13 protein-coding genes are annotated in these 12291 nt (G+C 60.9%); 6 read left to right on the top strand and 7 right to left on the bottom strand.

Annotated features, from left to right (window positions below):
- Positions 1–180, top strand: a 180-nt coding sequence (locus tag BT116_RS31250) for a hypothetical protein (RefSeq protein WP_218189681.1), incomplete at its 5' end; no start/stop codon positions are given.
- A 53-nt stretch (positions 181–233) separates the two neighbouring features.
- Here the strand turns inward: BT116_RS31250 and BT116_RS22365 are convergent.
- The 4 genes from BT116_RS22365 to BT116_RS22350 all read right to left on the bottom strand — a co-directional run bounded on the left by BT116_RS22365 (position 234) and on the right by BT116_RS22350 (position 3623).
- Positions 234–503: a DUF3613 domain-containing protein gene (locus tag BT116_RS22365; protein WP_072347164.1), complete on the bottom strand. Its 270-nt coding sequence runs from the start codon at positions 501–503 to the stop codon at positions 234–236.
- Between the two features lie 22 nt (positions 504–525).
- Positions 526–1239, bottom strand: a complete 714-nt coding sequence (locus BT116_RS22360; RefSeq protein ID WP_072347163.1) for a tetratricopeptide repeat protein — start codon at positions 1237–1239, stop codon at positions 526–528.
- Between the two features lie 56 nt (positions 1240–1295).
- Positions 1296–2519 (bottom strand): type II and III secretion system protein family protein, encoded by a 1224-nt coding sequence (locus BT116_RS22355; RefSeq protein ID WP_072347162.1) that lies wholly within the window; start codon positions 2517–2519, stop codon positions 1296–1298.
- Positions 2520–2996: 477 nt separating this feature from the next.
- Positions 2997–3623 carry an alanyl-tRNA editing protein gene (locus tag BT116_RS22350; protein ID WP_072347161.1) on the bottom strand — a complete coding sequence of 209 codons (627 nt, stop codon included), beginning with the start codon at positions 3621–3623 and terminating at the stop codon, positions 2997–2999.
- A gap of 90 nt (positions 3624–3713) precedes the next feature.
- On the opposite strand from BT116_RS22350, the gene BT116_RS22345 reads away from it, so the two are divergent.
- Positions 3714–4712 carry a LysR family transcriptional regulator gene (locus tag BT116_RS22345; protein ID WP_072347160.1) on the top strand — a complete coding sequence of 333 codons (999 nt, stop codon included), beginning with the start codon at positions 3714–3716 and terminating at the stop codon, positions 4710–4712.
- A 102-nt stretch (positions 4713–4814) separates the two neighbouring features.
- On the opposite strand, the gene BT116_RS22340 is transcribed toward BT116_RS22345, so the two are convergent.
- Complete coding sequence (locus BT116_RS22340) at positions 4815–5222, bottom strand: PA2817 family protein (RefSeq protein ID WP_003204309.1); 408 nt, start codon at positions 5220–5222, stop codon at positions 4815–4817.
- 216 nt (positions 5223–5438) lie between these two features.
- Positions 5439–7886, bottom strand: a complete 2448-nt coding sequence (locus tag BT116_RS22335; protein ID WP_072347159.1) for an acyl-CoA dehydrogenase — start codon at positions 7884–7886, stop codon at positions 5439–5441.
- 403 nt (positions 7887–8289) lie between these two features.
- Here BT116_RS22335 and BT116_RS22330 point away from each other — a divergent pair, with 403 nt between their 5' ends.
- From BT116_RS22330 to BT116_RS22315, 4 genes are all read left to right on the top strand, one after another.
- On the top strand, positions 8290–8949 hold the full coding sequence (locus BT116_RS22330; protein WP_072347158.1) for a transglutaminase-like domain-containing protein: 660 nt from the start codon (positions 8290–8292) through the stop codon (positions 8947–8949).
- 45 nt (positions 8950–8994) lie between these two features.
- Positions 8995–9618 carry a glutathione S-transferase family protein gene (locus BT116_RS22325; protein ID WP_072347157.1) on the top strand — a complete coding sequence of 208 codons (624 nt, stop codon included), beginning with the start codon at positions 8995–8997 and terminating at the stop codon, positions 9616–9618.
- A gap of 136 nt (positions 9619–9754) precedes the next feature.
- The gene (locus tag BT116_RS22320) at positions 9755–10687 is read left to right on the top strand and encodes an ABC transporter ATP-binding protein (RefSeq protein WP_072347156.1); all 933 of its coding nucleotides are present in this window, start codon (positions 9755–9757) and stop codon (positions 10685–10687) included.
- A 2-nt stretch (positions 10688–10689) separates the two neighbouring features.
- Entirely contained in the window at positions 10690–11469 is a 780-nt protein-coding gene (locus BT116_RS22315; protein WP_072347169.1) for an ABC transporter permease, read from the top strand.
- A 293-nt stretch (positions 11470–11762) separates the two neighbouring features.
- Here the strand turns inward: BT116_RS22315 and BT116_RS22310 are convergent, their stop codons facing one another.
- Positions 11763–12278, bottom strand: a complete 516-nt coding sequence (locus BT116_RS22310) for a DUF2062 domain-containing protein (RefSeq protein WP_072347155.1) — start codon at positions 12276–12278, stop codon at positions 11763–11765.
- Positions 12279–12291: the final 13 nt, after the last annotated feature.

Here is a 12291-nt window from a genome sequence, read left to right as displayed (position 1 = left end):
CGTCAGGGGATGCATACCCACCAGAGCATGGGAACGATCAAAGACCCGATGTCGTGGGCGTGGCTCCAGTTCCCTACGCGACAGCGCAGCGTCGAAGACGCGGCGGCCACTCCCTCGCCACGAGCGACAATTGATACGTTCAAATCAAAAGATCGCAGCCTTCGACAGTTCCCGTCCTGATTCGGAGACAGGTACCGCCAAAGGCTGCGATCTTTTCGTTTGTCCAGCGTGTTTCATTTGCTACTGGTGATCTCGCCTCCCGAGTCCTGGTCAAAGAATTCCGGGATCGGGTAGTTGAAGCTGTTGAGCCAACGCTGCATGGCCATCTCGCGTTCGGCGGCCGAGGCGGTTTGCAGGTTGGTGGAGGCCACCACACCGCGAATCTGCAGTTGCATCCAGCTCTCGGTGCCTTGCTGTGCGGGCGAAGAGGGGCCTGGGTCAATGGCCCAGGCGCTGCTGGAAAGGGTCACCATGCATGCGATCATCAATTGTTTGGTCATCATTTCTTGGACTCCTCGTAACGCTCTACTTGACCGCGCCGGTTGAGGCATCGACAACCTCGGTCAGGCGGTTGGCGGGTGACGTCACTGCGTTAGTGGCCGAACCCCTGATTTTTTCCGCACGGGCTTGGGCATCTGCCACTTGCTGGGGGCTCAGCTTGGCCATGTTCGCGAGCTCGGCGGCCTGCTTCCAGTTGTCCTGGTAGATCAGCAAGGTCACCATGTTGAGCGCAGCCAGCGTGTCTGACTGCTGGAGCTCCATCGCGGTCATGAACTCGAAGCGGGCTTCTGAAATGCGTCTTTGGTTGAGGTAGACGACCCCCAGGTCGTTGCGGATCTTGCCTTCGGTCGGGGCCATTTTCGCGGCGCGTTCAAGGTATTGCGTAGCGGCTGCATTGTCATTTTTGGCGGCTGCCAATTGACCAAGGCCATGTTCACCGTCTGCGGCCAGGCATGTCCCGAGCAGGCTTTTGTACAGCGGTTCGGCCTCGTTGCGGCCCATCAGGCGCAGCACCCGAGCCTTGCGCAGGCGGACCTGGACCAAGTCCTCGGGCAAGCGTTCGAGGTTCGCCAGGCTGGCGTACAAACGACCTTCGTTGGCCATGTCTTCGGCCATGTTCAAGGCCAGTTCCTGGTCGGCTCCGGGCTTGGCGCACTGGGTCGAGCGTGAAGCCACTACGCTGTTGCTGGCACAACCGGCGAGCATCAAGGTCGCCGCTATTGCGATCACTGCTTTCATTGAATGCCCCTTGGCAAGCCGTTGGACAATAGGTGCTTCGCACATCGGGCGCCGGCTCATTGGGAAAGCCCGCTGCGGTTGTCGAACTCGCCATGTTCGAGGAAGTACATGCGGTAGAAGTTCGGGTCGTAATTGCGCAGTTGTTCGCCCGGCAATGTTGGCAGTTGCGCGTCGGCGGCCAACGGTTGGACCAGGTGCGGCGTGACGATCATCAGCAGCTCGCGCTCTTCGCGGTTGATGGAGTTGTCGCGAAAGAACGCGCCGAGAATCGGCACATCGCCCAGCCCTGGAAACTTGTTCACCTGTGAGCTGTTGCGGGTGCTGATCAGGCCGCTGATGACGAAGCTTTCGCCATCGGCCAAGGCGATGCTGGTGTCGGTACGACGTACCGTGAGTGCTGGCACCAGGGTCCCGGCGATGTTCACCGCGTTGGTGAAGTCCAGCTCACTGACCTCCGGAGCCACCTTCAGTGCGATGCGATTCTGGCCGATGACGGTGGGGGTCAGGGTCAGGCGAATGCCGAATTCCTTGTACTCGATGGACACGTTGTCGCTACCGGCACTGGGCACCGGGATCGGCACTTCGCCGCCGGCCAGGAAGCTCGCACTTTGCCCGCTGAGGGCCACCAGGCTCGGCCGCGCCAGGGTATAGGCGAAACCGCTGCCTTCCAGTGCGTTGATCATCAACAGGGTCTTACCGGTGGCAAAGGACAGGTTGAACATGTCGTTATTGACCGGCAATGAAGGCCGGACAATTCCGCCGACAGTGGGCAAGGTTCTCGGCGAGCCGAACAGGAAGTTGCCACGGCTACCGAAAATCGACGTCGAGGCTTCCTTGAGTTTGGTCCGGCTGACTTCAACGAAGCGAATGTCGGTCTGCACCTGGGCGAGCAGCATCGGATCTTCGGACGGTATGCTCGCAGCGCCGGTCAGCGCCTCGGTGGCCCGGCCTTTGACAAAGACCATGCTCTGGCGCGGTATCTTCGAACAGTCGGTCCAGACCATCAGGCTGGTGGCGCCAGGCGCCAGGCCCGTGAGAATAAAGGCATCGCTGCCACTGGGCTGCACATCGGCAATTTTCGGGTCGCCGACTGCCAACTTCGTCACGGGGGCGAGGATGCGCAGTTCGCTCTGGAGCCCTTGGCCGACCTCGAAGGTTGCCGGCAAATTGTCCAGCTGCGAACAATTTGCCGCTGCGGCCTGGGCCGCATCCAAGCCAAGACCCATCCAGAACAGGCCATGAAGGAAATGTTTTAGAACGGGAGCAGTACGATGGGTCATGAAGTGATCCTCGATGAAGAGACCATCCCTAGGCTTGTCTATTTGCCTCGGATCACTTAAGAGGCCCGGGCTACCCCTTTCCATCTAAGCTGACCGTTCATTGATTCCGGTTTCAGGCCTCGTCGCTTACCAGCAAACGGGCGCATTTCACCGGCCTGACTGAACGACAGGCTGCTTGCAAACGACTTTTCGGTACCCGGGCGCTCCGGGATTTTCGAAGGCAACGACGGTGTCGATCAGGTCGCTTCAGGAGCGTTTTGCCGACCCTGTCCTCGCTTCTGTTTGACGGTAGTTCAAGCATGGCAAAGCGCCACGCCTTAAATAAAAAAAATGACTAAAAAGTGACGGAAGGGAAAAGCTCACGCAAGAGTGCGTCAATAATCTGTCTTTTTGTGTTGTGAGGGGATTTGCAGGAGCCAGATCTGACGGGGGAGGGGAGACCTGCGAGCCATTGCTGGTCGCAGGGGCTGGCGGATATCAGGCCACGTGGTAATGCACTGACAGTATGCCTTTCTTTTGCGAAAGCGAGGCGATGGTGACTGTTCCCAGTTCCTGCAGGTGCTGCACGTGAGTGCCGCCGCAACCGTAGGCGGGCAGTTCACCGAAACCGACTTCGCGCAGGCCTTCGCGTAACGTGATCAGGCGCGGCAGGTCGTCGGCAATCCATTTGTCGATGCCTTGCTGGATCATCGAGAGGTCCAGTTCCTGAGGATTTTCCCCTGGCTGGAACTGTACGCGGCTTTCACCGGGCCAGTGATGGGCCTTGATCGGCGTCCAGCCACGGGTCTCGGCGAAATGGCCGATCAGATGCCCAGCCGAGTGCAGGCGCGCATTCAACTGTCGACGCTGCGCATCCACGCGGATCGCAGCGGTGCCCAAGGCCACCGGACTATCGACGTAATGGACGATCTGTGGCCCTTCCTGGACCACGCGTAGCACCTGGCTTTCGCCGATCCATCCGGTGTCGCAGGGCTGCCCGCCACCCTGGGGATGGAACAGCGTGGCGTGCAGCACCACGGCAAACTCATGTTCCCGGGGGCTGCAATCCAGGACTTCCACGTTGGCCTTGAGGTCATCGCTATGGAAAAAGAGGCGAAGCGTCATGTGCCATATCCACACCAGAAATTGTGAGGGGATTATAGGTAGGGCGTAAAAGGGTGATAATCCGTTCAAATTTCAAAGGACTGTTGCGCGATGAGCACAAATCTACCGTTGCCGTTGCTGGCCGAAATGGCCATCTTCGTCAAGGTCGTGGAGACCGGCAGTTTCTCCGAGGCGGCCCGCCAGTCAGGTTCATCACCGTCGGCCATCAGCCGCAGTATTTCTCGCTTGGAGAAAGCCCTGGCGACCCGTTTGTTGCAACGCACCACCCGCAAGTTGCGTTTGAGCGATGGTGGGGAAGAGGTGTTCAAGCGCTGCCAGGAAATGGTGGCCGCCGCTCGGTCGGTGATGGAAATCAGCGGGCAGTTCACCCAGGAGGCTGAAGGTCGCATCCGCATCAGCGTACCCAAGGCGGTGGGGCGTTTCGTGATTCATCCGCACATGCCCGAATTCTTGCGTCGTTATCCGAAGGTCGATGTGGAGCTGTTCCTGGAGGATCGGCAGGTTGACCTGATCGACGATCATGTCGACCTGGCCATCCGGATTACCGATCAACCTCCGGCCGGGCTGGTGGGGCGTCAGTTGCTGACCATCGATCACCTGCTCTGCGCCACGCCGCAGTACCTGGCTGAACACGGTACGCCCACGCATCCTCATGACCTGTTGGAGCACAGCTGTATTTACCTGGGGGCAACCCCGAACGATGCGCGCTGGAAATTCAAGAAAGGCAGCAAGTCCGTTACCGTCAGCGTGCGCGGACGCTACGCGGCCAATCACACGGGCGTGCGATTGGGGGCCGTCTTGCAGCACATCGGCATTGGCAGCCTGCCGTACTTCACCGCCCGTCATGCCTTGGAGCAAGGCTTGATCGTACAGGTATTGGCCGACTGGACGTTCCTGGCTTCCTACCACGGTGGCTTGTGGTTGCTGCATTCACCGACCCGCTACCTGCCGCCCAAGCTGCGGGTGTTCATTGATTATCTGGTGGCGTGTCTGGAGAAGGAACCGACCTTGAGCACGGTGGGCGGCGGGAGTGGTTCCAGCCAGGTCGCGACACGTTATGAGTTGCCTGAGAGTGATGGGTTGTTTTGACCGGCCCCATCGCGAGCCTGCTCGCGATGGCGACCGCCTGGTCGATACTATAAAAAAGGCCCGCAGGGTTAACCGTGCGGGCCTTTGCATGACGGATCGCAATCAGTGCTTGCTGTCCTGGTCCGACATCGCCAGCAATTGCTTTTCCTGGTTCCAGTCGAAAGGCTCGTCGTTTTGCTCGGCTTCGAAACGACGCTCCTCCAGGGCCTGGTACAGGGCGATTTCTTCGTCGGGCATGTAGTGCAGGCAGTCGCCGGCGAAGTACCAGAGCAGGTCGCGAGGCACCAGGTGGGCGATTTGTGGATAACGGACGATCACTTGGCACAGGAGGTCCTGGCCCAGGTACTGGCTTTCGATCGGGTCGACGGGCAGTTGCGCGCGCAACTCGTCGAAGCGCTCCAGAAACAGGGCGTGGCTTTCTTCGGGCACCTGTTCGGCCTCACCCACGGCGACCAGGATGCTGCGCAAGTGGTCAAGCAAGACAAGGTGATCGGCAACGACATTGGACACGAGATAAGTCCTCAAGAGCAAAACGGGCGCAGGAGTATAAAGGGCCTGCGCGCAGTTTCATACGCTTGGGCGGATCGGGCTGATGAGAGTCAGCCTTCGTGGCGAGGGAGCTTGCTCCCGCTGGGCTGCGTAGCGGCTCCCGGCTTTTGCGGTTGAAGCAAGCTCCCTCGCCACGACGGTACAACCCCTTGGCACCGGGGTTGAAACGCTGTCCGCTCAGCGCACTTTGGCTTCGGCGAGTGTCAATTGCTCCTTGTCGAAATCATCCACGTCGATGACCTTGCGCCGCGCCGCCTCGGCCGCGCGCAAGGTCTGCGCTTCACCGGCTTGCAGCACACCCGCTTCCAGGGCTGCGTCGATGAGGGGTTCGCCCGGCGCTGGGTTGAGCTGACCCTGCTTGAGCGCGACGTGCAGTTTCTTGTGCAGCGGATGAGCGGCGGCCAGCAGGTCGGCGGCGTGTTGCAGGGCACCCACCGGGTCGTCGATCGATTGCGGGCGATAGCAGCCCTGCAGCAACTCTTCGAGGGTCGGATCACCCTTGGGCCGGCCGATGACCGCCGCCACCTCGGCGTCGAGCCTGTCGCTCGGGCCCTTGTGACGCCGACCGAAGGGGAACACCACCAGGCGCAACAGGCAACCCAGCACCCGGTTCGGGAAGTTGCTCAGCAGTTCATCCAGCGCACGCTCCGACTGGCCCAGGCTTTCCTCCATGGCCCAGGTGAACAGCGGTGTCATGTGGTCCGGCGAGTCCAGGTCGTGATAGCGCTTGAGCGCTGCGGACGCCAGGTACAGGTTGCTCAAGACGTCGCCCAGGCGGGCCGACAAGCGTTCCCGGCGTTTGAGTTCACCCCCCAGCAGCATCATGCTCAGGTCCGCCAGCAGGGCGAACGCCGCCGCCTGCCGGTTGAGGGCGCGAAAATAACCCTGGCTCAAGGCATTGCCGGGGGCCTTCTCGAAATGCCCCAGGCCGAGGTTGAGCACCAGGGTGCTGGCGGCGTTACTCACGGCAAAACCAATGTGCTTGAGCAATAAGGCGTCGAACTCGACCAGCGCCTGGTCCTTGTCTTCACGGCTTGCCAGGGCCATTTCCTTGAGCACGAACGGATGGCAGCGAATGGCGCCCTGGCCAAAGATCATCAGGTTGCGCGACAGGATGTTCGCGCCTTCGACCGTGATGAAGATCGGCGCACCTTGCCAACTGCGACCCAGGTAATTGTTCGGGCCCATGATGATGCCCTTGCCGCCATGCACGTCCATGGCGTGGCTGATGCACTCGCGGCCGCGTTCGGTCAGGTGGTACTTGAGAATGGCCGACAGCACCGAAGGCTTTTCCCCCAGGTCCACGGCGTTGGCGGTCAGCATGCGTGCGGCATCCATCATCCAGGCGTTGCCACCGATGCGCGCCATGGCTTCCTGGATACCTTCGAACGCCGACAACGGTACGTTGAATTGCTCGCGCACCTGGGCGTACTGGCCCGTTACCAGGCTGGTGAACTTCGCAGCGCCGGTGCCCACCGCGGGCAGGGAAATCGAGCGTCCGACCGACAGGCAGTTCATCAGCATCATCCAGCCCTTGCCGAGCATGGCCTGGCCGCCGATGAGGAAGTCCAGCGGGATGAACACGTCCTTGCCCCAGTTCGGCCCGTTCATGAACGCGGCGCCAAGGGGCAGGTGACGGCGGCCGATATGCACGCCAGGGGTGTCGGTGGGAATCAAGGCGAGGCTGATGCCCAGGTCTTCTTGCTCACCCAGCAGGTGGTCGGGGTCATACGCCTTGAAGGCCAGGCCCAGGAGGGTGGCTACCGGACCGAGGGTGATGTAGCGCTTTTCCCAGTTCAGGCGCAGGCCCAATGTTTCCTGGCCTGCCCATTCACCCTTGCAGATGACGCCGGTGTCGGGCATCGCCCCGGCGTCGGAGCCGGCCAGCGGTCCGGTCAGGGCGAAGCAGGGAATGTCGTCGCCACGGGCCAGTCGCGGCAGGTAATGGTCGCGTTGCTCATCAGTGCCGTAGTGCAGGAGCAGTTCCGCCGGGCCGAGGGAATTAGGGACCATCACGGTGGAGGCCAGGTCGCCGCTGCGCGTGGCCAGTTTCATTGCCACCTGGGAGTGGGCATAGGCGGAGAACCCCTTGCCGCCGTATTCCTTGGGAATGATCAACGCGAAGAACCCGTGCTCCTTGATATGGGCCCAGGCTTCAGGCGGCAGGTCCATGGCCTGGCCGATCTGCCAGTCGCTGACCATTGCGCAGAGGGCTTCGGTGGGGCCGTCGAGGAACGCCTGCTCCTCCTCGGTGAGTTGCACCTTGGGGTAGGCCAGCAGCAAGTCCCAGTCCGGGCGGCCGCTGAACAGTTCGCCGTCCCACCACACCGTGCCGGCGTCGATGGCGTCGCGCTCGGTCTCGGACATGGGCGGCAGGGTTTTCTGGAACCAGTCGAACATCGGCGCACTAAAGTACCGGCGGCGCAGGTCCGGTAGCAGCAGCGGGGCCGCAACGGCTGCGAGTGCCACCCAGAGGATCAGCAGCAGCCAGCCGGGCGCATGGCTGAAAATGCCCATGGCCAGCAGATAGACCGCGACGATACCCAGCGCGGGCAGCGGGTCGGTGCGCCGATGCGCCAGCCAGGCGATCCCGACGACCAGGACCAGTATCCACAACAACAGCATATGTAATCCTCCGTGAACCAAGGCAAAACCGACCTTCAGAGCTTAGACGGCATCTGTAAAACCGGCGGTCAGCGCGATGTGATTGATTTCGTGGGAAACCCTGGGTGCATTGCGCCAGTCTGGTTGGCAACAGCCGTGGGAAATCGTTCGTTAACAAGGTGAGAAAACGCCATTGTTTGGCCGGAATGCCGTTATCGCTGGGCCGGGGCGGTGGATAAACTCGTGGTTTCCCGATGCCAGTTCGCCCACCACTGTTGTGGCGAGGGAGCTTGCTCCCGCTGGGCTGCGTAGCGGCCCCCAGCTTTTACGGTTGCTGCGCAACCGAGCGGGAGCAAGCTCCCTCGCCACAAGGACCTGGTTCGGTATTACCTGCGGTGATGTTTCCCGAGAGGTCTTTCCTTATATGCAGCAATACCTGAACCCCGGCCCCTTCATTGACCGCGATCATCCCGCGGTCATCGACTTTACCGAAACCCACCGCGGCGCCGATCGCGACCCGCTGGCCCAAGCGGTCAGCCTGTATTACGCCGTGCGCGAGGCGGTGCGCTACAACCCCTACACCTTCAGTCGCGACCCGGCGACCCTGCGCGGCAGTTACGCGCTGGCTGCCGGCGAAAGCTATTGCGTGCCCAAGGCCACCTTGCTGGCCGGTTGCGCCCGGCATTGCGGCATCCCGGCGCGCATCGGCCTGGCGGATGTGCGCAATCACCTGTCTACGCCGCGCTTGCTGGAATTGCTCAGGAGCGACGTGTTCGCCATGCACGGTTATACCGAGCTGTACCTGAACGAGCGCTGGGTCAAGGCCACGCCGGCATTCAACCAGGGGCTGTGCGAGTTGTTCGACGTGGCCCCGCTGGAGTTCGACGGTCGCCACGACAGCGTGTTCCACCCGTTCAATCGGCAAGGGGCAAAGCTGATGGAGTACATCACCGACCACGGCCAGTTCGCCGATGTGCCCGAAGCGTTCTTCTTCGAGCACCTGGAGAAATGCTACCCGCACCTGTTCGGCGCGCAGGTGCCGCGCTTGCTCGGCGACATGCAGGGTGATTTGAGTCGTGTCTGATCCGGCGTATGCTGCTGCGGCATTTATCCATCGAGGGACGCCGTGATGCTGAAGATATGGGGCCGGAAAAATTCGTCGAATGTGCGCAAGGCGTTGTGGTGCGCAGAGGAGTTGGGGCTGGCCTACGAGGCCATTGATGCGGGCGGGGCATTCGGTGTGGTGGACACGCCCGAATACCGTGCGAAAAATCCCAATGGTCGGGTGCCGATGATCGAGGACGACGGCTTCGTGCTCTGGGAGTCCAACACGATTGTGCGTTACCTGGCTGCTCGCCATGCGTCGGGTTCGGCCTGGTATCCCGCTGACATACAGGCACGGGCCCAGGCTGAAAAATGGATGGACTGGACCACCTCCAGTTTTGCCGCACCGTTTCGCACGGTGTTCTGGGGCGTCTTGCGCACCCCGGCCGAACAACAGGATTGGACGGCCATCAATGCGGCGATCAAGGAGTGCGACGATTTGCTGGCCATGGTCGAGCAGACCTTGAGTGAGCAGCCCTACCTGTCGGGTGATGAAATCGGCATGGGCGACATTCCCCTGGGCAGTTTCATTTATGCCTGGTTCGAGATGCCCATCCAGCGCGCCGAGCTACCTGGCGTGCAGGCCTGGTACGCGCGATTGCAGCAGCGTCCGGCCTACCGCAAAGCTGTCATGACCGCGTTGACTTAATACTTACTATCGACACACTTGACTGTACTTGTGCGGCGACGCCAAGCACCATTGCCTTCGTGCGCCGTGGTTGCATTGCTCGCCGCCCGCCCTTATCTAGTCTTTTCTTCCCTCCCTTCTTGGTGCGTAATCCGATATGAGTTCCGCTCTGTCCATCCGGCAGCTAACCAAAACCTACGGCAACGGTTTCCAGGCCTTGAGTGGTATCGATCTGGACGTCGCCGAAGGTGACTTTTTCGCCTTGCTCGGCCCGAACGGTGCCGGCAAATCTACCACCATCGGCATTCTTTCCACCTTGGTGAACAAGACCAGCGGCACGGTGAACGTGTTCGGTCATGACCTGGATCGCGAGCCCGCAGCCCTCAAGCGCTGCATTGGCGTGGTGCCCCAGGAATTCAACTTCAACCAGTTCGAAAAGACCTTCGACATCGTCGTGACCCAAGCCGGTTACTACGGCATTCCGCCGAAGATCGCCAACGAGCGCGCCGAGCAGTACCTGACCCAATTGGGCCTGTGGGACAAGCGTGACGTGCCGTCCCGTTCATTGTCCGGCGGCATGAAGCGTCGCCTGATGATTGCCCGCGCGCTGGTGCATGAGCCGCGCCTGCTGATCCTCGACGAACCGACTGCCGGCGTGGACATCGAACTGCGTCGTTCGATGTGGACCTTCCTCACCGAGCTGAACCAGAAAGGCATCACCATCATCCTCACCACCCATTACCTGGAAGAGGCTGAGCAGTTGTGCCGCAACATCGGCATCATCGACCACGGCACCATCGTCGAGAACACCAGCATGCGCCAGTTGCTCAGCCAACTGCATGTGGAAACCTTCCTGCTGGACCTGAAAAACGACCTGGCGACGGCGCCCCAGCTCATGGGTTATCCGGCCCGCCTGGTAGACAGCCACACCCTGGAAGTCCAGGTAGACAAGGCCGTGGGCATCACCGGGCTGTTCACCCAACTGGCCCTGCAAAACATTGAAGTGCTGAGCCTGCGCAACAAAACCAATCGCCTCGAGGAGTTGTTCGTGTCCCTGGTGGAGAAAAATCTGGCGAAGGTGGCGGTATGAGCATGAGTTCCGAACTGCGCCCCAACCTCATCGCCCTCAATACCATCGTTTACCGTGAAGTCCGGCGTTTCATGCGGATCTGGCCGCAGACGCTGCTGCCACCGGCCATCACCATGGTCTTGTACTTCGTGATCTTCGGTAACCTGATCGGCCGGCAGATCGGCGATATGGGTGGCTTCACGTACATGGACTACATCGTGCCGGGGCTGATCATGATGTCGGTGATCACCAACTCCTACGGCAACGTGGTGTCGAGTTTCTTCGGCAGCAAGTTCCAGCGTTCGATCGAAGAACTGATGGTCTCGCCGGTGTCGCCCCATACGATCCTCATCGGCTACACCCTGGGCGGTGTCCTGCGTGGCCTGGCGGTGGGCCTGATCGTGACCCTGCTGTCGTTGTTCTTCACCCATTTGCAGGTGCATCACCTGGGGGTGACGGTATTGGTGGTGGTGCTCACGGCCACGATCTTTTCGCTGCTGGGGTTCATCAATGCCGTGTTTGCGCGCAACTTCGATGACATCTCCATCATCCCGACGTTCGTGCTCACGCCGCTGACTTACCTGGGCGGGGTGTTCTACTCGATCTCCCTGCTGCCGCCGTTCTGGCAGACCGTGTCCCTGGCCAACCCGGTGCTGCACATGGTCAACGCCTTTCGCTATGGCATTCTGGGGGTGTCGGACATCAAGATCAGCATCGCGATCACCTTCATGCTGGTGGCGACCGTGGTGCTTTATATCGGTTGCGCGCGGTTGTTGGTCAGCGGCCGCGGGATGCGTACCTAAACCCTTGAGGGAGCGAGCTTGCTCGCGATGACGTCAGTCGAAACACCATAACAAAGGCCTCCATTTCCAGACAAAGCGGTTCAGTCAAGAAAATGATGGACCTGTGGCGAGGGAGCTTGCTCCCGCTCGGCTGCGAAGCAGTCGTAAATCGGCGGGTGCGGTGTGTCTGATACTCCACATCTGGCAGGTTTTGGGACCGCTTCGCGGCCCAGCGGGAGCAAGCTCCCTCGCCACGGGTTTGTCGATTGCCTTAAGTGAACAGCATGACCCTACCCGGGAGGCCTTTTTGCGTCTCACATCCGGCTTTTCTTGCGCCGCTTCCACTGTCGGGCCACCCACCAGCGCCAGTAACTCATGGTGACGAAGTAGGCGAGGGCGCCGAGTACCAGGCCGGTCACCACCGAGCCCAGCAGGAACGGCTGCCACAAGGTGGACAACTGGCCACTGATCCATTCCCAGGTCAGCTCTTCGGGCAGCGTCCGGGCGGGCACGTCCATCAGCCAGGCGCCGGTCTGGTAAGTGCAGAAAAACACCGCCGGCATGGTGATCGGATTGGTCAGCCACACCAGGCTCACCGCAATCGGCAGGTTGCCGCGCACCGTGATGGCCAGTGCGGCGGCCAGCAACATTTGCAACGGGATTGGCAAGAACGCGGCAAACAGGCCAACAGCCATCGCCCGGGCGACAGAGTGCCGATTGAGGTGCCAAAGGTTGGGGTCGTGGAGCAAGGTGCCGAGAAAACGTAAGGATTTATGTTCCCGAATGCTCTCTGGGTCTGGCATGTAACGTTTGAATAGGCGCCGGGGCATAAGGCTTCTCGGT

This window comes from Pseudomonas sp. NFACC16-2 (assembly GCF_900119205.1).
Lineage (GTDB): Bacteria > Pseudomonadota > Gammaproteobacteria > Pseudomonadales > Pseudomonadaceae > Aquipseudomonas > Aquipseudomonas fluorescens_Q.
This window is presented reverse-complemented; position numbering and strand designations above follow the sequence as displayed.